The organism is Christiangramia sediminis, from assembly GCF_020552705.1.
GTDB classification, from domain to species: Bacteria; Bacteroidota; Bacteroidia; order Flavobacteriales; family Flavobacteriaceae; genus Christiangramia; species Christiangramia sediminis.
Genome location: NZ_JAJBZG010000001.1, coordinates 647,850 through 672,688, shown reverse-complemented (window position 1 = coordinate 672,688; position 24,839 = coordinate 647,850). Strand labels below are relative to the sequence as shown.

Genomic DNA, 24,839 nt, shown 5'->3' with positions numbered 1-24,839 from the left:
TATGAAGGAAAAAAGTCTAACACCCTGGCAGCGTTTTGTAGGTTTACTAAAACTAGAAAAGAAGGATTTTCTCCAAATTTTCTATTATGCCATATTCTCGGGTTTGGTAAGCCTCTCCGTACCTTTGGGAATTCAAGCCATCGTAAACTTGTTACAGGGAGCCAGGATCTCTACCTCTTGGGTAGTGCTGGTTATTTTAGTAACCCTGGGAGTTGCATTTGTAGGAGTACTTCAGTTGATGCAAATCAGGATTCTGGAAAATGTTCAGCAGAAAATTTTTACCCGGGCCTCGTTTGAATTTATCTACCGCTTTCCGAAGATCAAAATGGAAGAATTAAAGAACTTCTATCCACCGGAACTAGCCAATAGGTTTTTTGATGTGCTTATTATCCAAAAGGCTTTAAGAAAAGTAATGATAGATTTTCCCACCGCCATTACCCAGGTGATCTTTGGATTAATCCTGCTATCACTTTATCACCCGTTCTTTATAATTTATGGCTTATTGCTGGTGTCATTAATTTATATAGTTTTCAAGTTTACGGCTAAAAAAGGTTTGGTCACAAGTCTTGTAGAATCTAAGCATAAGTATCGGATTGCTCACTGGATACAGGAAGTAGCCAGGACTTTAATGAGCTTTAAAGTATCTGGGAATACCAATCATGCAATTTCCAGAAATGATAAAATGGTTAGCGACTACCTGGATGCCAGGGAGGGTCATTTTCAAATTTTAAAACTTCAGTTCATTCAAATAATAGGCTTTAAAGTGCTTGTTACTGCTGGTCTTTTGATAATTGGAGGGATCCTGGTTTTGAATCAGGAAATGAACATTGGGCAATTTGTCGCCGCAGAGATCATCATATTACTGATAATTAGTTCCGTAGAAAAAATGATTCTGGGTATTGAATCTTTTTATGATATTCTTACTTCCCTTGAAAAACTGGGGCAGGTGGTAGACAAAGAACTTGAAGATCAAAGCGGAGACCAGGTTTTTTCTGAGGGCGATACCTTACATATAGAACTGGAAAATATTTCTTACCAGGGATTCAACGGTAAGAATATTATTAACGGCATAGATCTTAGTATTCGTCCAGGTGAAAAAATATTAATAAGAGGTAAAAATGGAGCGGGTAAATCTACGCTGTTAAAACTCATAGCAGGGCTCATGTCCCCAACCGGAGGTGAAATATTTATTAATGACCATTCCATAAAGAGCATCAAGTTAAACCATTACAGGTCTTTACTGGGGCAATCTTTATCTGAAGAATCACCATTTGAAGGCACTTTACTGGATAATATCACTTTCGGGGATAAAAACATATCACAACAGCAGATTCGTTGGGCGCTTGAAAAAACCGGCCTGGCAGGATTTGTAAAACAGCAACCAAAAGGACTAAATACGATTATTCATCCCGAAGGTCTACAAATTCCTTATTCAATTAGAAGAAAGATCATTCTTGCCAGGAGTATCATTAGAAAACCATCAGTATTAATATTAAATGAACCCCTGGATCAATTAGATCCCGAAGAAGAAGATAAGATCCTGGACTTTATTTTTAGTTCAGAAAATTCTTGGTCGGTTATTGTAAGTAGTAAGGATAAGAAATGGGAGAAGTATTGCGATAGGATCTTGAATATTGAACAGGGAAAATTAGTAACTCATAAAGAATAAGATGCTAAACATCACTAATAATAAGTTGCACGAGAAAATTGATATAGGTCAGTTTGAAGCGGGCAGGAAGGTGCTTAGAGATACACATTTTAAGTATTTCAATCGGTTCTTGAAATTCTTTGCGCTCTTCTTGGTAATTATACTATTTCTCCCATGGACGCAAACAGTTTCGGGGACTGGCTCTGTAACTACATTAACTCCAGAGCAGCGACCTCAGACCATTCAATCCCCCATTCCTGGAAGAATTGAGAACTGGTATGTTAACGAAGGAGATTTTGTGAATAAAGGGGATACGATCCTTTTTATATCGGAAATTAAAAATGAATATTTCGATCCGCAATTAGCCGAACGTACCGGAGACCAGGTGAATTCCAAAAAGAGGTCTATGGATTCTTATGAAAATAAGATCAACTCTCTTAGTGGTCAGATCAGTGCCCTGGAAACAGAGAGAAACCTCAAACTTCAGCAGGCCCAGAACAAGCTAAAACAGAGCATACTTAAGATGCGTAGTGATAGTATAGATTTGGAGGCATTTAAGACGAATTTAGAAATTGCTGAAAGACAGTTTAATCGTACGCAACAGCTAAATGAGGAAGGACTGAAGTCTATGACAGATTTAGAAGAGAAGAGATTAAAACTTCAGGAAGCACAGGCTAAATTAATATCCCAGGAAAATAAATTGCTTAATAGCAGGAATGAAATTATAAACTCAGAGATCGAAATTAACAGGATTAGTGCGGAATACAGGGAAAAGATGGCCAAGGCAAATAGTGATAGATCTACCGCAGAGAGTGCTCTATTTCAAACTGAAGCCGATGTTTCAAAACTGGAAAGCTCTTATACTAATTATCAAATGCGGAATGACCTTTACTATATTAAGGCACCACAGTCTGGATATATTAATAAGGCTATAAAGGCTGGAATAGGTGAAAGTTTCAAGGAGGGAGAGCCTCTGGTAGGAATAATGCCTTCTGAATACGACCTGGCGGTTGAAACCTTTGTAGATCCTATAGATCTTCCTTTATTGCACCTGGGTGAAGAAATGAGAATTAGGTTTGATGGCTGGCCTGCAATAGTATTTAGTGGTTGGCCAAATGTTTCTTATGGAACCTACGGGGCAAAAATAGTAGCCATTGAGAATTTTATTAGTAGTAATGGTAAATACAGGGTTCTGCTTTCCCAGGATAAGGATGATGAGCCCTGGCCGGCTGCCATAAGAGTGGGATCTGGAGCTACCACACTGGCCTTACTTGAGGATGTTCCAATCTGGTATGAGATCTGGCGTCAGCTAAATGGTTTCCCACAGAATTATTATACCCCTGCAAAAAATAATAAAACTGAAAAATGAACAGAATCTTAGTCTTCTTTGTTTTCTTATTTACATCTTCAGTAGGTTTTTCCCAGATAGAAGATAGTCTTTCCCTTGGTTTTACAGAATATATAGCCATGGTTAAGAAATATCATCCCCTGGTGAAACAGGCAGATCTTTTGTTGGATGAAGGCGAGATAAAACTTCTAAAAGCGAGGGGAAGTTTTGATCCTAAAATTGAAGCAGATTACGCTGCGAAAAATTATAAGGCAACAGAGTACTATAGCAATTTTAGTTCTGCTTTTAAAATACCCACCTGGTATGGACTTGAATTAAATGCAAAGTTTGAGGATAACTCAGGGGTTTATTTAAACCCTCAAAATAATGTACCCGAAGATGGCCTATATTCTGCCGGGGTTTCATTAAATGTTGCAGACGGGATCTTTATGAGCGAACGTATGGCTGCATTAAAACAGGCAAAAATTTATAGAAATCAATCTCAGCTAAAAAGACAGTTACAGGTTGCAGAAATCCTTTATAAAGCATCTGTAGCATATTTTGAGTGGTATACCGCTTTTCAAGAGTATAATCTTTATCAGAATTTCCTTGAGAATGCAGAAATTCGTTTTAGAGGTGTTTCCGCTGAATATAGGTTAGGCGCGAAACCGGCTATAGATACACTTGAAGCAGGACTTAGCATACAAAATAGAAAACTGGAACTGGAACAAAGTAAATTAGACCTATTGAATGCGGGTTTAAATCTTTCAAATTTCATCTGGCTGGAAGGAAATATCCCGCTGGAATTAAATCCTGAAGTAATCCCTAATGAAAATCTTTATCCCGAAGTAACTGAAACATTAAATACAGAAGAAATAATCTTTGCGCTAAATATAGAAGAACATCCTAAAGTAAGAGCTCTTGCTTATGAAATAGATATGCTGGAGGTAGAAAAAAAATTAAGAACTAATAAATTGCTACCTAAACTGGATCTGGAATATAATTTTCTAACCAGTAACACAAATGATCTAAATACCCTGAACAATCGTGATTACAAAATGGGGATGAAATTTAGCTTCCCCATATTTCTTCGAAAGGAAAGAGGTGATCTTCAGCTTGCCAAACTTGAACTTGAAAATGCCGAATTGGATCTGGTAACTGCACGTTTGAAAATTGAAAATGAATTAAGATCATTACAAAATCAGATTATAGCTTTACAGGAACAAAATGAATTGATGGATCAACTGGTTAGGGATTACCAGTCTTTGGTAATCGCAGAAGAACGAAAATTTGAATTAGGGGAAAGTTCTCTTTTCTTAATTAATAGTAGAGAAAATAATCTCATTGCTGCCAGGTTAAAGGAAATAGAAATGACCTATAGACTACTAAAAAGCAATGCTGAATTATTTAAAACCATGGCAGAAGTGGTAGAATTTTAAAATCAGTATTAATATAGAATGCTGACTTTTCTTTTCAAATCGATAATTTTTTTTTAATAGTCTGTCACTCATAAATTATCATTTTTGAGTTATTCCTAAACTATTATTGCTTCCCGTATAATAGATTAAACTCTTCTATTCTTAAATCCAGATATTTTCAGTAAAAAAGATGATTTATATCATAAAGTTGGAGCTTCTCTTTACGTAACTTCAACTAATTAATCATTTTTTCTGATGAAAAGGAAAATCCTAAAATCTTCGGGCGAGAAAGTCTTTTTTTCTCCGACTAAACTCAACAATTCCTTGTTGCGAAGTGGTGTCAATAGAAAAACCGCAAACTGGGTTCTCAAAGAAATTTCCAATGAGTTATACCCGGGAATCACAACGAAACAAATATATAACCGGGCATTTTCAATGCTTAAGAAATCTGGAGAATGTTATGCTTCCAGATACAGCCTTAAAAAAGCCATTTATGAGATGGGACCATCAGGTTTTCCTTTTGAAAGATTCATCGCAGAAATTATGAAAAGAGATGGCTATCAAGTGAAGATTGGAGAACTAATAGAGGGAAAATGTGTATCCCACGAGGTGGATGTGGTAGCTATTAAAGATAGAAAAAGGCACCTGGTAGAGTGCAAATTTCATAATGAAGAAGGAAGGAATTGTGATGTGAAAATTCCTCTCTATATACATTCACGGTTTCAGGACATACACATGTCTGGCAAAAACTATGAAGAAAAAGAAGGGCAGGGGTGGGTGGTAACCAATACACGTTTTACTGAAGATGCACTGCAATATGGAAGGTGTATGGGATTGTATCTTCTTAGCTGGGATTATCCGGAAAATGCCAGTTTAAAAAAACGCATTGACAGTTTGAAACTTTATCCGGTGACGGTCTCTACCTTGCTCTCCATGGAAGAAAAACAATTTCTATTAGGAAGGGATGTCGTGCTTGCATCACATCTTCTAAGCCAGCCACATTACCTGGATCATTTGGGGATTTCAGAGGAGAGGCGAAGAAAGGTTCTTAATGAGTTTAAAAGCATATGTAATTCAAAAAGTAATGAAAAAGCTTAATGTTCAGTTTTTGGGAGCTGCGGAAACAGTAACCGGTTCAAAATTTCTTATTGAAACAGATAGTCTGCATATTCTTATAGACTGCGGATTTTTTCAGGGTCTGAAGGAATTACGCCTGAAAAACTGGGAAAAACTGCCTGTAGATGTTTCAAAAATAGATTATGTGATCCTTACCCACGGGCATCTTGACCATACTGGTTATTTGCCTAAGCTTAAGGCACAGGGATTCAACGGTGTTATTTTGGGAAATGCCCCAACGCTGGAAATAGCGGAAATTATTTTAAAAGATACGGCTAAAATTCAGGAAGAAGAGGCTGAAAAAGCCAATAAAGAGAACTATTCAAAACATCATCCAGCCCTGCCACTTTACACGCTTGATGATGTGGAGGAGACGCTTCGCTTCTTCCAAATCTTTGAAAGCGGCTCCTGGAATGAATTAAATGAAAGTATTCGTTTCCGGCATCGGTTATCAGGACACATTCTAGGCGCAGGCTTTATTGAGTTAGATATAGAAGGGAAAATACTTGTCTTCTCTGGTGACCTGGGCAGAAAAGACGACTTGCTTCTCGATCCCCCGGAAAAACCTGAATGGGCCAATTTTCTATTTATGGAAAGCACCTATGGAGACCGTTTACATCCGCAGGAAGATGTTGAAGAAATTTTAGCGAAAAGTATCAAGGAAATTATCCACGAAAACGGGGTAATGCTTATCCCTTGCTTCGCGGTGGAACGGCTTCAATTACTCAGTGTATTATTATGGGAAATGTTTCAAAAAAATAAGATCCCCAGGCTCCCCATCTATATTGATAGTCCTATGGGGATAGACGCCACTGCTCTTTTTGGTAAATTTGATCAATTTCATAAAAAAATCTCTGAAATTACAGCGATTCATGAGCATTTTGAGTTGGTAAGTTCTTATAAGCGCACCTGGGAGATCATCGATAAATCCAGACCTCGTATTATTCTTGCCGGTAGCGGAATGCTTACTGGCGGGAGAATTCTTACCTACCTCACTAAATTTATAGAGAATCCTACCACCCGAATTGTTTTGACGGGCTTTCAGGCAGAAGGGACACGTGGTAGAAAAATTGAAGATGGAGCCAAAGAGATCAAGATCAGGGGGAAATACTATGAGGTCAACGCAAAAATCTTAAAAATTGAAAGTCTATCTGCGCATGCAGATCAAGCCGAATTGTTGGATTGGGTAAAATCAATTAAAAATATTCCTGAAAAAGTTTTTCTCATACATGGAGAAAAACAAGTAATGTCCACACTTAAATTAAAGCTTCAGGAGACATACAATTGGGAAGTTAACATTCCTGAATTATATAGTAAAATCAGTCTTTATCCTTAGCTATTTTAAGAAGACTTCTTTCAAAACCGGCTTTACTTTTTAAGAATTTCCTATTTTTGAAGTATGAAACTCCTGGCTGTTTTCTTAGGAATTTTTTGCTTGCTAACTTCTGTATACCCTTGCTGTATGGATGATGATTGTGATTCCAGTTTGGTAGACCAAAAATTAGAAAATGGAGATGATAAAGAAAAGGATGACTGTGGATTATGCTCTCCTTTTATCAGCTGCGGCAGTTGTATAGGCTTCATATCTATCAGCGAAAGATTATTAATTCCTTTTAATTTTCAACCAGTAGCATTATCAAATTTATTCGGTCTTTCATTTAAAAGAATAGAAACAGAATATTCAGAAAGGGTTTGGCAACCGCCAAAACAGGTTATTATTTCTTGAAAACAAATAGTATAATAACCTAAATTTTCATAATGATTAAAACATTATTTAAAATGGTGATCTTCCTGATCGCCTTTAACTCCCTGGGGCAAAATTCCCTGGAAGCAGTAATTAAGAATGCTGAAGATAATACGCCCTTATTAGGTGCAAACGCAGTAATAGAAGGAACTAATATAGGAGCCACGGCTAATATAGACGGAGAATTATCTTTAACAAATATCCCTAATGGGACCCAGAAAATTGTATTTAGTTTTGTTGGATTTGTTTCTGAAGAAGTTAGTCTTGATTTTCCAAGAAAAACTAATGATACACTCCAAGTTTTGCTGCAACCGGGCGGGGAAGAAATGGAAGAGATTTTTATACAATCCACCCGTTCCAGGCGTACAATTGCAGATTTACCCACCAGGGTAGAGGTTATTTCTGGAGAAGAACTTACCGAAAAAGGAAATATGAAACCCGGAGATATCAGGATGTTGCTTAACGAAACCACCGGTATCCAAACTCAGCAGACTTCGGCAATTTCCGAAAATTCCAGTATTCGAATTCAGGGACTCGACGGGAAGTATACCCAATTGCTCAAAGACGGCTATCCTTTATATTCAGGATTTTCGGGCGGCCTCAGTTTACTGCAAATAGTTCCCCTGGACCTAAAGCAGGTTGAGGTAATTAAAGGTTCATCTTCTACACTCTACGGAGGTGGTGCCATCGCAGGCCTGGTGAATCTTATTTCTAAAACTCCGGGTGAAGAAAGAGAACTTAACTTTATGCTCAATGCCACTTCCGCATTGGGATTGGACGTTAGCGGATTCTACTCTGATACCTACGGAAAACTTGGTACTACCGTTTTTGCTTCTTATAATCTTGGTTCGCCCTATGATCCGGCAGATATTGGACTAACCGCTATTCCAGAATTTGATCGATATACTATAAATCCCAGGGTTTTTTATGAATTTACAGAAAATACAAAACTTGATGTTGGGGTGAATACAACCGTGGAAGAACGTACCGGCGGGAATATACGCTATCTGGAAGGAGATGAGGTTGAAGATCCCTTTTTTGAAAGGAATAATACCGCCAGATCTACTTTGCAATCGGGGTTTGAACATTCCTGGAACGATAATAATCGTTTTAACCTGAAAAACAGTTTTAGCTTTTTTGACCGGGAAATAGAGACGGGCAAGTATACCTTTGCTGGAAATCAATTTGCTTCCTATAACGAGGCTTCTGTTGTTTTGGGAACAGAGACGATGGAATGGATAGGTGGTTTGAATTTATGGGTGGATCGTTTTGAACAGGATGTGCTTACGAATGCTCCTGTGGTAGATTATGAACACTTTACTTATGGTGCTTTTGTGCAGAACAACTGGAGTGCCACCGATTGGTTTCAACTGGAAACAGGCCTTAGAACCGATTATCAAAATGAATACGGTTGGTTTGTGTTACCCCGGGTCTCAGCAATGTTTACTATTAACGATGCGCTTACCACCCGAATTGGGGGAGGTCTTGGTTACAAAACGCCTTCGGTCTTTACCGAAGATGCAGAGAGGCTTCAATTTAGAAATGTATTGCCTATTGACGTGAGTACTACCGAAGCTGAAAATTCTATTGGAGGTAATTTTGATATTAACTATCGCACTGAACTTTTTGACATTATAGAGTTTACCAGCAATACACTATTCTTTTATACTAAGATCGATAATCCCATAATTCTGGAAAACACTTCTGAAGGTGTATTTGAATACTTGCAACCCGAAGGTTTTATTGAAAGTAAAGGGATTGAAGCAAATTTGAAATTCGGCTATAAAGATTTCAAACTTTTTACGGGCTATACTTTTGCTGATGTTAAGCGTACCGAAAACGGAAATACATTTCAAATGCCCCTGGTTTCAAAGCACCGCTTAAATAATGTGCTGATGTATGAATTACATGAAAAATTAAAAATTGGTTTGGAGGGCTATTATTTTAGTCCGCAGCAGTTAAGCGATGGTGCTACCGGTCAGGATTATTGGATTTTTGGCCTGATGATGGAAAAATTATGGGATGACTTTTCAATATTCCTCAATTTTGAAAATTTTACTGATACTCGACAAACCCGTTTTGATTCTATTTATACCGGTTCTATTTCAGATCCGCAATTCAGGGATATTTATGCCCCGGTTGACGGTTTTGTGATAAATGGAGGAATTAAATTGTTCTTCTAAATACCTGAAAAAATTGTTTACTCATTAGTTCTATAATAAAGACCAACTTCCATAAGAGCATATTAATGGTTTCTACTTTAAATATGGAGATTGAGAGTAGGTAGGCATAAAAAAAAGAACCACTATAGCTTATAGTGGTTCTTTTTTATTTAAAGTCGGGGTGGCAGGATAATTTATTTATCTATAAACGCCCTAACCACAATACTTTCACTGAGAATCAATTTGATGTTTCACCGAATGATTCACCAAACTTCATAAAACAAAGAAGATTGATATAATTTGTTCGTCTTTGTGTTATAAAGATATAATTTTCCTTAAAAACAAGCTTGTCCAAAAGCTAACATTATGAGTTTTTACCCCTAATTAAAAAAACTAAAGATCTATGTTAGAAAACATTGTCAAATTTTCAATAGGTATTCCCCCTTAATTTTGGTCCTATTTGACTACAATTGATTATAAAGCAAATTAATTTGCGCTTCTACTAAAAATTTTTTTCACGTAAAAAGTTTCGGAAGGTCCAGTAATTAGAAGATTTTTCACGGAAAAATATATTTCAGGCTCATAGTATGAATCATTTATTAAAAGAAATCTATTTTAGAATAATGATCTAGAGTATCCCATTCACTTCATTTCCTTCCTCTTCACAAATGCTACTTTTCAGAAAAAGAGGTTCATTGATGAAGTCTTGGACACAAGTAAAAAAAGTATGATGGATTTCTATTGTATTTAATGGAAGAACTTTTTTGACTTAAGTCCGCTGGATAAATTTCCTCTGAAAGATGTAAATGATAAAAGGCATCATTAGTTTCATTTTGATCTGAATGCAGAATTCAATAAAGAGCAAAAGGAAAATGCTCCAGGTAAAAAAGTAAATGTTGTTTCAATTGCTGCAAACAAAATTCGGTCTATGAACCAGACTGAGATTTCAAATTAAATAATTCAGGATCGTTTTAATTATTTTATACTTCACTTAAAACGAGAAAATGGAATAGTTATATATACTTAACCCTGCAATCAGGACATAATTCGGTACATTTAAATTTTATTATCTTCCGTAGAAATATGAAAAAACTATATCGACGTATCCCTTATTTATTAAGTATTGTTATAGTTGTAACTATAACCGTACAGCTCTATTGGAGTTATACAGAATACCAGAAAAATACGGTTGCGTTTAAAAACGAAATACAAAATGCACTGGACGTTGCTATCGATAATTACTTCGTAGATTTTGCAAAGGAAAATTCGGTTTCGTTGAAAGTTAAAAAGGAAACCAGCAACAATCCTGACAATTTTTCTATCACTGGTGGTAATAAAAAAATTATAGATAAGATCCGTCCTGATAGTACAGATTCAAGTTATAGAGATAAGTCTTCTGACAGTTTGATAATGTTGAATAATATTAAGGATATTTATATATCTATCAACGAAGATTCTATCAATTTTAAAAAATTAAAAATTCTCTTAAATGCTGAACTCAAAAGAAGAGATTATAACATTCCATATAAATTAAATCACTATAAAAAAGATACACTTTTCGCTACCTCCCGCAGCAAATCCTTCTCATCAGGTGAATTTAGTGTAATTGGGAAATCTACCTATTTGAAAAATCGGGAAAGCTTAGAGTTGCAATTTCCAAATGCAATTCAAATCATTTTGAAAAAAAGTTTTCTAAGTATACTTATTTCCCTTTTATTAATGACCTCCATCCTATTTGCATTGTTTTATTTGCAATGGGTTATAAAGCAACAAAAACAACTTTCTGAAATAAAAAATGACCTTATAAGCAATATAACGCATGAATTTAAAACTCCAATCGCAACTATTGGGGCTGCCATTGAAAGCATACGTTTTTTCAATACAAACCACGATGTTGAGAAAACAAATAGATATTTAGACTATTCCGATCAACAGCTTAGAAAATTAGAAAATATGGTTGATCAACTTATGGATACCGCACTTTTAGATTCTGAAAATTGGATTCTGGATAAAAGCCAGGTAGATATCCCTAAATGGGCAGCAAATATTATTAAAAATTATAGGATGAATTCTGATGGAAAAGAAATTATTCTTAAAATTTCTGAGGATTCGAAAAGCAATTCAAATATTGAACCATTTCATCTTGGTAATTGCCTGGGAGCTTTACTGGATAATGCTATAAAATACGGAGGAAATCGAATTGAAGTAAGCATTGAGAATAAAAAGGAATTAAAAATTCGAGTCAGCGATAACGCAAATACCTTGAACAAAGAGCATGCGGGAAATATTTTTGATAAATTTTATCGTGTACCGCAAGGCAATCTTCACAATGTAAAAGGATATGGTATTGGTTTATATTATGTTAGAAAAATAGCTGAAAAACATAATGGTGTTGCAGAAATCGTTTTAAAAAAGAATAAGACCTCATTTATCATTTCTATACCTAATGAATAAAATAAAACTGCTATTAGTTGAAGACGAAATAACTCTGGCTCAGATAATTAAAGAAAGCCTGGAAACACGTGATTTTATTGTACTACATTCCCGAAACGGGGAAGAAGCTTTCCAAATGTATAAGAATCATTCTCCCGATATTTTGGTGGTTGATATTATGATGCCTGTAAAGGATGGACTTACTTTAACAAAAGAGATTAGAAGTAATGATACTCAAACACCAATCATTTTTCTTACTGCCAAATCTCAACCCCAGGATGTAGTTACTGGTTTTGACACTGGTGGAAATGATTATCTCAAAAAGCCTTTTAGTATAGAAGAACTAATTGTACGTGTAAAAAACCTAATATCCAGGAAACCAAGGCAGGATAACATGCACGAGCTAATTTTAGGGCAGTATAGGTTCAATCCGAATAACCAAACATTGCAGTATAAGGAAGAAAAAATTGAGACCCTTACAAGCAGAGAGAATCAATTACTCTTATTTCTAGCTCAGAATAAAAATCAGATAGTAGAACGTAATACGGTTTTAGATTTAATGTGGACAAATAATGATTTCTATTCATCCAGGAGTATGGATGTATTTATAAGTAAACTCAGGAAATTGTTGCATAAAGATAAAACGCTGAAAATTTTGAATGTTAGAGGAGTTGGTTATAAGTTAATCGGCTAAGTTAAAATCTGTATTTGATACTCAATAGTGCATAGACAGGGACAAGACTAATCCGTTTCTGATATGACTTAAAGGAATTAATACTTTGTAATAGATATTCACGCTCGTTTAATAGATTGTTCAACTGAACGGTTCCTGACCATCTGCTTTGCTTGGGTTCGTATACGATATTTGCGTTCATAAAGGTGTAATTTTCTTTGTTTAAAACGTAAAGTTCATTGTTGAGATTGAACTTTATAGATTCAAAAATCTTTATATCGAAGTCAGCAAAGGCTTTCGATGTTTCAAAAGAATTAGTTTCCTCTTTAAGCTCGGAAGAAGAATAACGATAGGCAAAACCACTTGAAAAATTAAACCATTTATCAAAATAGGAACTCACGGAAAATGAATAATCTCCTGAATAATTCTGAAGCTTAAGCTCACTGGTTTGATCAATAGAAAATGGAGACTGAATGAAGCTCTGGTTGGTTTCTACCTTAGTTGCCAGTTTAAGCTTGCTGAAATAATTAGTGAAGATCAAATTAACTAAGGTATTCTTACCTTTAGATGTAGGTATGAACTCATTAAAAATAAAATTTTCATTTGTAAATGCTCCCTGAGCATATCCAGAATGTGTTATTGTATGTAAAGCAGAGGCATTTATTGAGAACCCTTTAATATCATTATATAAACTATAGTTTAAAGAAAATACAGAGTTTTCCAGTTTTTTGATATCATCAGAACCACTGATAAAATCCTGATACGAATTCAGCGCATAATTAGGCAAAAGTAATTGCAATCCAGGTAATTCCTCCTTATAGCTATAACCTAATCGAACTACTCCCTTATTTTTTAGCTTCTGTCTAAAAGCAAAATTGGCATTTTTCAACAGATATTCATCACTATTAAACCGACTCCGTTTAAGAGAAATACCTCCCCTTAGATAATTATCTTGGGTGAATTTAAATTTTAAGAAATTGCTAATTGCTACAAAAAAATTATCAATATTCAGGTTATTAGTATATCCGTCAAAATTTTCTTCTGTTTCGGTAAAAAGACGACTCTTTGCAGTTTCTCCCTCATTATGAATATGTAACTGCAAATGAATTTCCCACTTTTGAGATTTGGTAAGCAGTGAACTTTGCAAACCATAATAATTGAACTTATTGCGAACATTCTGATAAAAGGTTTCATCGATTTCCCTTTCGAACAGATCATTCAAACTTGGATGGATAATTTGTGCACTTTCTTTAGAATCACCATATCCAAAATAAAGATAATTGTTCAATGCACTATTTTTCGTCACCAAATATGTATGTTCTAAATGGTTATAAAATGTTTCTGAAGTAATATCATTTTGTTGCGTAATTCCTTGATTACCTAAAGTGATACTATTCAATGCATCATGAGGGTTTATATTGTAACTAACTGTATTATTAAAATAATTCCTGGAGTTAGGGGCGAATTTAAATTCTAACTCCGTATCTCCTATTCTGTTGTTATTCTGATAATTACTGGTTTCAAAAAAAGTAGTGTTGTTCGTACCTGTGAAATATTCTGTCTGAGTCTGATAATCTTGCGTAGTTATGTCTGAAATAATACTTACATCCCCCTCTTAAAGATAGTTCGTCATTTATTTTAGTGGATAATCCGATTGAATGCAGCATGGATGTATTAAAAATACTCCTGGTATTGAAAATATTCTCTTCTTGTTCATCTATCGAAAAAATAGTGAATGGCTGTTTTTCGATCTTTTGAAATATTTGGGATAGATCTATTACTGTTCTTTCACTTTGTAACAAATTGGCTGCTTTGTTCCCTGTATTGTTGGCATTACTAAATTCTAATAATTTAATTCGCTTTCTAAGCAAGCCCAAAGTTAAGGCTGCTTCATATCGGTTTTTCAGACCGTACCCTGCGGAAATATTACCAAATAAGACATATTTGAATTTATCTTTGAGCTTTAAATTAAGAGCTACTTTTTCTGAGCTTGATAATTGTTTAAAAATAGGATTTTCTTCATAATTTTCTAAAATCTGAACTTCTTCGAGCGTTTTTGCATCTAGATTCTTAGATAGAATTTTATAATTTTTATCAAGTATATTTTCTCCTTCCACTAAAAGGCTTTCTATAGGCTTACCATGGGCGTTGATACTACCGTCGGGTAAAACTTCGATACCTGGTAATCTTTTTAAGAGGTCTTCAACCGTTTGTTCCGTATCGGTAGCATATTGGGAAACACGGATAAACGTGGTATCAGAATTTATTCTAATTTTTTGATGACCTTCAACAACCACTTCTTTTAAGGACTCCGTTTTTTCTTCCATTTCGAAATCCAGAGCCTCCAACATTCTTTGATCGGTAATTGTTATTTCTCTCCTAACAGTTGAAAATCCTAAACTGGAAGCTTCAATGATTATTGACTCTTTGTTATTTATGAACTCCAATTCATAATTCCCATTTTGATCGCTATACGTATAATCAAGAACTTGATTTTTTGTATTCCTGGCTTGTAACAGAACCGTTTCAAGAGGTTGAAGTTGCTTATCCATAATAGTTCCCCGAATAGCTATTTCCTGCGCATAATTATTTCCAAAAACGCAAAATAAAAAAAGTAGAAAAATGTACTTCATACAGGATGGATAAAACTAAAACCCCATTTTAGATGGGGTTTTAGTGTATAGTAAGAATATTGTATTAATCAAATACTTCGACGCTCAGGGTTTCAACCCCTCCGGTTTTTACAGTAACATCACCACCCATTTGCTTTGCAATAAGAATAGCTTTTGTCTTATTACGTTCAACTAATTTATCTAAAGTTTGCTTGTATTCTTCAATTGAAATATATGGATATTGACTATCTACTTTAGGTTTATCCATAGGTCCGACACTAAGATTTCTATCTAGCGGGTATTCAACAGATTTAAAATAAAGATACATCTCCTTCTTATCATCGTATGCTTCCAGAATTAACCCTGGCAACCCTTGTAATTTCCATGGACCATAGGGTAATGGTATCTCATCAGTATACCATGCCGTATAATTTTTTCCTCTAAAAGAACCGGTCGCTTTATGGCAGGTAAGACCACCGAATGTTTTTGTTTCTGATTCTAACTTCCAATCTATTTGGGTTCGTTTCTCCCGTCCGTAAACTGGTTCTTTAAATTTTTTATTCCACCACAGACTGTCTTTTTTACGGTTGTAATAAACCTGCTTACCTTGCGGAAGCGTATGTTTACCTAAGTAAATTTGTTTAGTTCCGTTTACCTCTTTGATTTGGTTTTCATCTAATTCCGTTTGTTTTTCAAGGGAATCTTTAGCCGTTACATAATAAGATGCTTCTTTATTAAACACTAAATATGCATTAAAATCGAGTCCGGCTGGTCCACCTTTCCCCGGGCTTTCTATGTGACCATAATAAACAATACCTTTATTTTGAGCCTGGCTAACTGTTATAGAGGCTAAAAAGAAAAAAATGAATAAAAATCTCATGTTATAGTAGTTAATTAAATGAAGAAATAACCTTCTCCAACAATGAAGAGAAGGGTAAGTTTTTTAGGCACATAAAGCCGAAGCTATCCCAATAAGCTGTGACGTGCTACAAGATTCACAACTTACACTGTAAGAAGATCCATCCTCACAATTTACTGTGATTTCAGCCCTTACAGCATCAACAGTTGTTTCAGCTTCTAGTGCTTCTGTTGCGATAGCTTCAGTCTCGAAATTAGGAATCTCCGGTTTTGCTTCGTCATTTGAGGCAAAAACACCCATAGACATAAGTCCGAATGCTGAAAGTAAAAATAAATTTTTCATAATTTAAATAGGTTACGATTAATAATGGGATAAAGCAACGCATTAGCATTCAGGTAAACAGTTAAGCATTGTTACCTAATGTTAAAAAATGTTAATTGCTTTTTAAGTGGGGAGCTTATTAAATTCTCAATATATGATCCTCCTACTAGAATGATAAAATCATAGTCCCACGAGATTAAGGGATGTAACTAAATTAATCAATTCTATGGCGACAATTAAACAGGTGCGAAATGTTTTGCTGATAGTGCTGTAATTTTTAATTTTAATTCCCCTCATGGAATTAATCGAATTACAGCGTTCTCGTTAAATGATAATAAAAGGAAGATAATAAAGTATATTATATCACAAATTTCCAAACGAAGATCTGAAGATACAACAAGTTACTTTTAGACCGTTATGAGAATCCTTTATTAAAGTATATCATCGAAAGTAAAATGGGATATAGATGTTAATTCTACCTAAACTTTGTAATAGTTACTAAGGTGTATATATTTTACATCAGTGCCCGGCTATATAATAGCTAAAGTGCAGTAATTTTTGTGAAAAAGTATTTATAGTAAAAACGCAAACCTCATTCCCTTTATTCCGTTACAACTCCTTTTAGGGAAAAGAGATTCACTAAAGAAATTTTGAGCCTCCTTAAAAAATCGGAAAAAGCTTTTTAAGGAAGTTCGCATGAACATCATCCAATTAAATAGATTGCTTTTAAACTAGATTTTAAAATATTCCATCATTAAAATTACTTACAATATCACTGTAACACTTCTGATTAAGATATAAAATTTAGAATTAACAGGACTGCATAAACCGCTGTGCTTTTTTATAAGTCCTCAATTAATTCTAAATGTTTGAATCCAGGCTTATCAGAAAGGTAACAGCGAAGGCTCTATGGAAAGTAAACACAAAAAAGGAAAAATCTGTGTTTAGGATTTTCGCTTTATAATAATTATAAAAAACCCAGTTCATTTGAAAAAAAGAAAACGCTCAGGATATAATAAGTAAGTCGTGCTATTCATTTTACCATCAATTATATCATTTGAAACCAAATAAAATGAAAGATGAAATTATTATAATTATTTGATTACCAAAACCTGAATAATTATATCACTTTTAGTAAAATGTTCAAGTTTTTTAGTGAAAATTGAATGGCTAGCATTTTTCACTACGCAAATCATATTATAAAAATGGTTTTCTGGCTTCAGATTAAAAGCACGAAAATCCCTAAATGGAAGGAAGGGATGGAGTAGCAAGAGGGTAACGGGCAGAGCCACGTTACGACATCCATTCCCCCCTTAAGATTCAATGAGTTTACCACTTTATGGTTTTAAAAACATTCTATTTTTCACGTAAAAACCTTTGAAGCCCTTGAAAACAGGGAAATTTTTCACGCAAAAATCTAAATTGTACAATGTTACCCAGTCATCCGAATTAGACCAAAAGATTCATTTTGAATTTCAACTGAAAACTGTTTTTACGAAAAAACCTTCGCAGCCCAGTAAAATTGGAAAAGATTTTAGTAAAAAACATCTATTTTGAAATACAATTCTCACAGATATGATAGAATGAAATATCTTCAAATTAATACAGTGGAATTAGGTTTTTGAAAGTAACAAAGAACCTTCACTATATTTCCTTTCTCTTCGCAAAAGCTTCGTTTCAGGAAAAGCGGCTTAATTAAAAGGTCTTGGACATGAGTCAAAAAGCTTTGATTAAATAGACTATGAATATTAAGCTAGTAAAACCTTTTTGACTCAAGTCCGCCAGATTGCTTTTCATAACCTTGTTCTACAAAACGATCCAGATCTACCTTTCAATCCTCATCTGCTATTCTTGCATCGCCTTACCATTTGATGCTGAAATAACAGGATTTAAAATTAGCGGACTGCATAAAGCCGCTTTGCTTTTTATAAGTCCTTATTAATTTCAAATCCTGAATTATATATTGACATCAAAAGGTAATGCAAACAGCTCTGAAAGAAGTAAATTTAATAAGCTTAAATCCTTTTTATTTGATCTTACTGGGTTGTTACAATAAGAAACAAAAAGGAAAATGCTCCAGGTAAAAAAAGTAAATTTTTATGGTATACAGTTAGGTTGATTTTAGTTGGCTTTAAAAGATCTTTTTAAAGAATTCTTTGAGGAAAATAAGGTTAAAGACGGACAACTAGATCATTCTACTAATTAAGAAAAAAAGAAAGGAAGCAAGATGTGTCATTGTCATGACAATCTTGCTCTGCGCCCGGAGGTTGCAAAGAAAATATTTCTTTTGAGGAGTTGAAGCAACCATTTATAATTTTTGCATCTTAGTTGAAAGTATAAAATGTAATCAATGAGTATATTTTATACTTTAGATCATAAATTAACCTTAACCTAATCATTCTTAGCTATGAAAAAATTATTCTTTGCTTGCTTTGTAACTATTATGTCTATTACTAATGTTTCATCTCAAGAATTTGGTGTTGGTGCTGGGCTTACCCTTGGTACTGAAATAAGTATTGATGACGATTTTTCCAGTAAACTTGGATTTGGAGCCAATATAAGGGGACTCTATAAATTTACACCTAGGTGGGGAGTCACGGGTGGATTCACCTATTATTTTCCATCGACTCCTTCACAAATAGATTTAACCACTTATCAATTTAATTTTGACGCTACCTATTCCATTGTAAACAACCAAACAATTGATTTCTATGGTCTTTTAGGAATTGATACCGCTTATGCTCAAGCCAAAGTTCCAAATGAAAATGTTGCTGCCGATGATAATGAATTAGGTATAGAACTTGGCATTGGTATCATAACAAAATTTGGATTATTCTTTGAAGCTAAAGCAGAAGGGGCATATGAACAAGGTCAATTTACTTTAGGATACTTACATAGATTTTAAAAAGTATTTTAATGATTTCTATGGCAAAACTAATATTTATAAAATTTTATCTATTATAATAGGGAACTCTTACTTTTAGTAATTTTCACTACAATAAATATTAACAAAATTTTTAATTTTTAATTAAAAGCTTGTATAATAAATGTTAATGATTTAACTTGTAATAGTTTTCCTACCCTACATTGATATTACTTTACTATTTATTCTTATCAATTATGAAATCTGAAACTCTCACATTTTATCTTTTAGTCGTACTGTTTACTACATCTTGCTCCAAAGATAGTAGTACCGATTGCGATAATCCGGTAGATTGCCTGCCAGAAATGACACAAACCGGGGCGAATACAGCAGGTTGCCTTGTTAATGGGAAAATACTGACTCCCGGAGGACAAAGCCTGAATAGTGGCTCCGTATTAAAAGCCCAATATAACTTTTATCAAGGATCTTATCTTTTTGGCTTATCAATAAGAAATCGTGGAGAAAAGAATAGAATGTTAAATATTGAGATAAGAAATCAGAAACTAATAGCAGGAGAAACATACAGTTTGCAAAATAATTCTTCATCAAGTTTTGCGAGTTACAGAAATGGAATACTTGGAGGTTATATTACAAACAATGAAAGAACAGGGGAAATTTATATTTCTTTCATAGATAGCGAAAGGAATATAATATCTGGCACTTTCCATTTTGATGCCGAAAATAATGAAGGAGAGGTTATAGAAGTCCGCCAAGGAAGATTTGATGTGAAATACTATTAAGTTATAAAAAAGACCCTACCCAAATCTATTATTTAACTTAAACCAATTTTATGAAATCAAAACTACTCTACCTGCTTCTGTGGGCGGTAATCCCTGTGTTTTCTCAGGGTAAACTGCCTTACACTACACCTAAAGAAATTGAAATTAATACCGCTTTTGCAACCCAGATGAATTCTGTTTTTGCCAATTTGGATAAGTCCAGAATTCCTAATGGATTGCTTCAGGATTTTGCCATGGAATACACCTCATTAGACGCTTACTCAGGAAGTTTAAGTGATAGTACTTTTGTACCCCCAGGGGTGCTTAAACAACTGTATAGCACACTTTTGATGTCGAGAGTTAATTCAAATATCAATCAGGGCTTTGTTTCCTATAGCAATTTTGAAAATAACTGGAACAATGCGCGTGATGTGAACACAATTACATTGAGCGGTTTATATTTTAAATATTCAAAATTCCTTGATAATGCTTATCCGAATAAAATAACGATTTCGAATAATAAGTTATACGATAAATATGTGAATGGAGTATGGCAGAATCCCTATGAACAGAAAAAGGCATTTGCAATCTCACCATCAATAATTAATTATAAAGGCTTGGATTTTACGGTTAAGTTACCATCTAATTTATGGTACACCAATAACTCCAGTTCAGTGCAGTCAATAAAAATTAATTTTAATGACGGAAATGGGTATGTAAATGTTAATCCGGGACAGCAAGTTTCTATAAATTATAACACTCCTGGTATAAAAACATGGACCTACTAAATATCTTTGTCCACAGGGGAAACTTTATTGAGCCATTCGAAATTAAATTTTGAGGATCTTCCAAATCATTGTGCCTATGGAAATAGTGGAGGTGGTCAATGTATCGAAACTTTAGAGATTACTTCAACAAAAACTTTTCAAGGATCTTTTGGGAAAGCAACACTCGAAATAAACTACGGGAATGTATATGGTGAAATTCGTAGGCCATTGATAGTTGCTGAAGGTTTAGACCTTGGAGCCGTAACCAGTCCGGAATTCCCATTTGGTGAATCAAGTCTCATTGATTTTCTTGAAAATGTTGAGAGCTCCAGAAGTGATCCCTTAGGGGATTTACTTCTTGGAGATATTACTATTGATAATGATCAAGAATATGATATCATTTATGTCAACTGGAATGATGGGACAGATTATATTCAAAGAAATGCCTACGCCTTGGAAGCGGTTATAGAATGGGTCAATGACCAGAAAACCACCACGGAAGAAAATGTTGTAATAGGTCAAAGTATGGGAGGCCTTATTGCCCGTTATGCATTAAAAGAGATGGAAGACGACCCAAGTTTGTCCCATGACACCCGTTTATTTGTTAGTCAAGATTCACCCCATTTAGGGGCCAATATTCCTTTGGGCTATCAATATGCCGCTCGGAATGGTCGTAACCAGTATGTTCAATCCCCTGTGCAACTTTTTGGAGGGGATGTAGTTTTACCATTATTCAATAATGGAGTTGGTATATCTGATTATCTTGGACTTTTAGATGAACCTGCAGTAAAGCAAATGCTTATCAAGTGGGTAGATAGGGATTATGCTATTGATAACACAATCCATGATACTTGGCAGACAACCCTAAAAAATATGGGGTATCCTCAGCAAACTAAAAATGTAGCAATATCGAATGGAAGCCAATGTGCGATTACACAAGGATTCAACCCAGGTTCTACATTATTTGAAGTAGATGGAAGAGTTAAGACAGGATGGTTAACTGATATTTTCACAAGTTTTACGGGCATCGGATTTATTTCAAATGCGGGAACATTTTTAGCAACAACTATTTTTACATTCGAACCTGGATTTTTATTTGGAGTATTACCTGGTAGTAGGAAGTTAACAGCTGATATCGATATTAAAGCCTTGCCTAATTTTGGACAAACAAATCAAATTTATTCAGCGAATGTTACATTTACTAAGAAGGTTCTTTGGCTAATTAATATCAATGTGAATATTATAAATGAAAGTTTTAATTCTCCATCCAATGCACTTCCTTATGATTATTATCCTGGAGGAGTTGTCTCTACAAGCATACCTTCATCAACAAGTTCCAATTCAAATGCTTTGTATGGTTTAGATATTAATGTAACAAGTGACCCTGATTTTGTTCTAGTTCCTACAGTAAGTGCATTAGATATTGGAAAGGGCTTTACCAATTTAAATAATTCAGACTACTTGAATGTGTTTAGAGCAAGTGCTCCCCCCATTTCACCTAAAGATACTCCTTTCGATAACTTTATTACTTCATTCCGTGAAACGCCATTCTTGATAGAAACTTTAGAAGTTAATAACAATGAAATAGATATAACTAATTTTAACCAATTTCACCTAGACTTATTTCAGGTAAATGGTAATTGGTTAGCTGATGAAATTGATCCTGCAGTAGCAGCAAGTATTTTTGATTGTTCATTTGTTTGCAGTACGTTAAATATTTCAGGGAGTGATAATCTTTGCTCCTCTCAAACCTATAGTGTTCAATCTGGAAATGCTTTAGTTTCCTGGGATACAAATTCTAGTATAATTAATCTATCTAATTCTTCAACTGGGCAAGTGGTCATTTCTCCAGCAAATAGTAACAGTCGAGGTAATGTCACTATATCTGCAACTATATCTTCTCCAGGTTGCGGTAGCACAACCGTTTCAAAAAATTTATATGTAGGTAAACCATATGCTAATTTACCCCAGGCACCCACACTTTGCACTAATAGTTTTTCAGAGCCTTATACTCTTCCCGCTTCTGATGGTGCAACTTCTTATAGATTAGAATCAGGTTCGCCATATTTAAAAATAAATGGGCAGAGTGAAGTCACCTTTACAAATGCACCGGTATCCTTGATTTATTTTTCTTCCAGTAGCCCTGGCACTTATTTAGTGGAGCTATTTACAACTAATGGATGTGGAGAAAGTAGAGGTGCAATGTATGTTACCTCAGAAACCTGTGGGTTGGGAGGCCCGGGAGGATTTAACGTATATCCGAATCCGGCATCTAATGAAGTGACTATTGAAGCTAATCCGGAAAAATCAAACAGCACCTATGAAACGCAAAGTTTAGTAATCGCACCATCTACTCAACTCGCGAAATTATATGATTTTAATGGAGCGTTTGTCATAGATATAGAGCTTGATCCATATGGAACTACCAAACTGGATGTCTCTAATTTGAAAGATGGCATGTATTTTCTAAAAATTCAGGGAAGGCAGGAAGAAGAAACTTATAAGATTATAGTGAGACACTAGATTATAACCTTTAATATAAAAAGGGATTCTATATTATAATAGATAGAATCCCTTTTTTAAATAATTTTGGTAAACTTAAGTTTCTAATTTTCACCCCTAAAAATCTATTTTTTATTGTAACCATCGGTGGTAATAAAGATTTTGCCCACAGGCCCCATCTTGCATTAATAACTAACTTTTTTTAATTCGATTAATTTAAACTGCTAATACTAATTGTATAAACAGTAATCCTTTTGATGAGACAATAATAATTTTATGATTCAAATTTGAATATGTCCAAATTAAAAATAGTGCATTATTTTTTTCTAATAATTGGAATAATAGTTTCTATTTTGGGAATAGGAATCTTTATATATCTACTCCGTCTATAGTCATCCATTTCGTAATTTATTTTTCAAACATTCCATATCATTGGAGATTTTAGAATCTATTACCCTTGCATAAATTTGTGTGGTCGATAATTTTGTATGCCCTAGTAGCTTGGAAACCGTTTCAATGGGCACCCCATTTGATAAAGTTACCGTAGTGGCAAAGGTATGCCTGGCAGAATGAAAAGTTATGGTCTTTTTTATTTTCAGTTGCAGTATAATTTCTTTTAGGTATTTATTGACCTTTTGATTCGAGCAAACAGGAAACAAATAATCATCGGGTGTAATTTGGTCCTTATATTTATCTAATAAAATTTGCGCCTGGGGAAGTAGTGGCACTTTTACGGTTTCATTTGTTTTTTCACGTTTGGTATAGATCCAGTTACTCCCGTCAATCCCTTTTACAATCTGATGAAGGCTTAATTCTTTAATATCAACATATGAAAGCCCTGTATAGCAAGAGAAAATAAAAATATCTTTTACTTTTTGCAAGCTGCCTCTGGTAAAGTTAGTATTCTCTAATATGTGAAGCTCTCGCTTACTGAGATACTGTCTGTCATTCTTCTCAAACCGAAATTTAAAATTGTCAAATGGGTTTTTTACCAGCCATTCTAATTTAATTGCCAGATTCAGCATCTTTTTGAAGCGTTCCAGGTGTTTCATAGTGCCATTATTGCCACAAGTCTTTCTGGAAACCTTAGCGGAATAACTGCGTAGAAACTGTTCAAAGTCGGTTACAAACCGGTAATTGATCTGTTTGAGGTTAATATCATTGCAGCTCATTTTCTTATTTAAAAACTCTTTTAAATAAGTTTCGGTCGTATAATAATTTTTAAGCGTGCCAGGCTTCAACACATTTATCATATGAGAATTATGATAACTCATCAGTTCCAGTAAAGTTTTGTGATGTGTATCCTTCCCATAGAAACGAGCTTTGATACTCTGGGAGGAGATTAATTTATTCTCTGAAGAGAGCTGCTTATGGCAGTCTAATAACTTATTATAAACCTGGTCTAAGTACTGGTTTAGAATTCGTGATTTTGGAGCGGTTCCCCTGGCGCGTCCTTTTGAGGCATCCCAATGATTCACCAGAATTGATCTTTTCAGACTAATTTCGGAGCGTTTTCCATCAACAGTAATTCGGGCGTAAATAAATAATTTCTTCGTCCCATCATGATGTTTTCGGACAAAGAATAATACGGAAAAGGTAGTGTAATTAGGCATCT

The 24,839-nt window shown here is 34.6% G+C and carries 18 protein-coding genes; 13 read left to right on the top strand and 5 right to left on the bottom strand.

Features of this window, described 5'->3' with window-relative positions; all coding sequences use genetic code 11:
- The first annotated feature begins 1 nt into the window (after position 1).
- The 9 genes from LGQ90_RS03195 (at position 2) to LGQ90_RS03155 (ending at position 12,542) form a co-directional block, all read left to right on the top strand.
- Entirely contained in the window at positions 2 to 1,669 is a 1,668-nt protein-coding gene (locus tag LGQ90_RS03195; protein WP_229338041.1) for a peptidase domain-containing ABC transporter, read from the top strand.
- A gap of 1 nt (position 1,670) precedes the next feature.
- Positions 1,671 to 3,017: an HlyD family secretion protein gene (locus LGQ90_RS03190; protein ID WP_229338039.1), complete on the top strand. Its 1,347-nt coding sequence runs from the start codon at positions 1,671 to 1,673 to the stop codon at positions 3,015 to 3,017.
- Entirely contained in the window at positions 3,014 to 4,414 is a 1,401-nt protein-coding gene (locus tag LGQ90_RS03185; protein WP_229338037.1) for a TolC family protein, read from the top strand. The genes LGQ90_RS03190 and LGQ90_RS03185 overlap by 4 nt, the downstream gene beginning before the upstream one ends.
- A gap of 234 nt (positions 4,415 to 4,648) precedes the next feature.
- Complete coding sequence (locus LGQ90_RS03180; protein WP_229338035.1) at positions 4,649 to 5,491, top strand: restriction endonuclease; 843 nt, start codon at positions 4,649 to 4,651, stop codon at positions 5,489 to 5,491.
- A complete protein-coding gene (locus LGQ90_RS03175) occupies positions 5,445 to 6,845 on the top strand; it encodes an MBL fold metallo-hydrolase RNA specificity domain-containing protein (protein WP_229338033.1) in 1,401 nt (466 codons plus the stop codon). Before LGQ90_RS03180 ends, LGQ90_RS03175 begins: the two co-directional genes overlap by 47 nt.
- Positions 6,846 to 6,908: 63 nt before the next feature.
- Complete coding sequence (locus tag LGQ90_RS03170) at positions 6,909 to 7,235, top strand: DUF6660 family protein (RefSeq protein WP_229338031.1); 327 nt, start codon at positions 6,909 to 6,911, stop codon at positions 7,233 to 7,235.
- Between the two features lie 32 nt (positions 7,236 to 7,267).
- A complete protein-coding gene (locus LGQ90_RS03165) occupies positions 7,268 to 9,436 on the top strand; it encodes a TonB-dependent receptor (protein ID WP_229338029.1) in 2,169 nt (722 codons plus the stop codon).
- A gap of 1,062 nt (positions 9,437 to 10,498) precedes the next feature.
- Positions 10,499 to 11,869 carry a sensor histidine kinase gene (locus LGQ90_RS03160; RefSeq protein WP_229338027.1) on the top strand — a complete coding sequence of 457 codons (1,371 nt, stop codon included), beginning with the start codon at positions 10,499 to 10,501 and terminating at the stop codon, positions 11,867 to 11,869.
- Positions 11,862 to 12,542 (top strand): response regulator transcription factor, encoded by a 681-nt coding sequence (locus LGQ90_RS03155; protein WP_229338024.1) that lies wholly within the window; start codon positions 11,862 to 11,864, stop codon positions 12,540 to 12,542. The genes LGQ90_RS03160 and LGQ90_RS03155 overlap by 8 nt, the downstream gene beginning before the upstream one ends.
- 1 nt (position 12,543) lies before the next feature.
- On the opposite strand, the gene LGQ90_RS03150 is transcribed toward LGQ90_RS03155, so the two are convergent.
- The 4 genes from LGQ90_RS03150 to LGQ90_RS03135 all read right to left on the bottom strand — a co-directional run bounded on the left by LGQ90_RS03150 (position 12,544) and on the right by LGQ90_RS03135 (position 16,334).
- On the bottom strand, positions 12,544 to 13,920 hold the full coding sequence (locus LGQ90_RS03150; RefSeq protein WP_229338022.1) for a hypothetical protein: 1,377 nt from the start codon (positions 13,918 to 13,920) through the stop codon (positions 12,544 to 12,546).
- A gap of 121 nt (positions 13,921 to 14,041) precedes the next feature.
- Positions 14,042 to 15,154 (bottom strand): carboxypeptidase-like regulatory domain-containing protein, encoded by a 1,113-nt coding sequence (locus LGQ90_RS03145; RefSeq protein ID WP_262904324.1) that lies wholly within the window; start codon positions 15,152 to 15,154, stop codon positions 14,042 to 14,044.
- 64 nt (positions 15,155 to 15,218) lie between these two features.
- Positions 15,219 to 16,013 (bottom strand): GLPGLI family protein, encoded by a 795-nt coding sequence (locus LGQ90_RS03140; protein ID WP_229338018.1) that lies wholly within the window; start codon positions 16,011 to 16,013, stop codon positions 15,219 to 15,221.
- A gap of 63 nt (positions 16,014 to 16,076) precedes the next feature.
- Entirely contained in the window at positions 16,077 to 16,334 is a 258-nt protein-coding gene (locus LGQ90_RS03135) for a hypothetical protein (RefSeq protein ID WP_229338016.1), read from the bottom strand.
- 2,386 nt (positions 16,335 to 18,720) lie between these two features.
- On the opposite strand from LGQ90_RS03135, the gene LGQ90_RS03130 reads away from it, so the two are divergent.
- From LGQ90_RS03130 to LGQ90_RS03115, 4 genes are all read left to right on the top strand, one after another.
- Positions 18,721 to 19,218 carry an outer membrane beta-barrel protein gene (locus LGQ90_RS03130; RefSeq protein WP_229338014.1) on the top strand — a complete coding sequence of 166 codons (498 nt, stop codon included), beginning with the start codon at positions 18,721 to 18,723 and terminating at the stop codon, positions 19,216 to 19,218.
- A gap of 215 nt (positions 19,219 to 19,433) precedes the next feature.
- A complete protein-coding gene (locus LGQ90_RS03125) occupies positions 19,434 to 19,976 on the top strand; it encodes a Riean_0653 family protein (protein ID WP_229338013.1) in 543 nt (180 codons plus the stop codon).
- 50 nt (positions 19,977 to 20,026) lie between these two features.
- Positions 20,027 to 20,743 (top strand): hypothetical protein, encoded by a 717-nt coding sequence (locus LGQ90_RS03120; protein WP_229338012.1) that lies wholly within the window; start codon positions 20,027 to 20,029, stop codon positions 20,741 to 20,743.
- Positions 20,744 to 20,749: 6 nt separating this feature from the next.
- On the top strand, positions 20,750 to 23,245 hold the full coding sequence (locus tag LGQ90_RS03115; protein WP_229338011.1) for a T9SS type A sorting domain-containing protein: 2,496 nt from the start codon (positions 20,750 to 20,752) through the stop codon (positions 23,243 to 23,245).
- A 371-nt stretch (positions 23,246 to 23,616) separates the two neighbouring features.
- Here LGQ90_RS03115 and LGQ90_RS03110 read toward each other — a convergent pair whose 3' ends face one another.
- Positions 23,617 to 24,837 carry a site-specific integrase gene (locus tag LGQ90_RS03110; protein WP_229338010.1) on the bottom strand — a complete coding sequence of 407 codons (1,221 nt, stop codon included), beginning with the start codon at positions 24,835 to 24,837 and terminating at the stop codon, positions 23,617 to 23,619.
- Between the last annotated feature and the right edge of the window lie 2 nt (positions 24,838 to 24,839).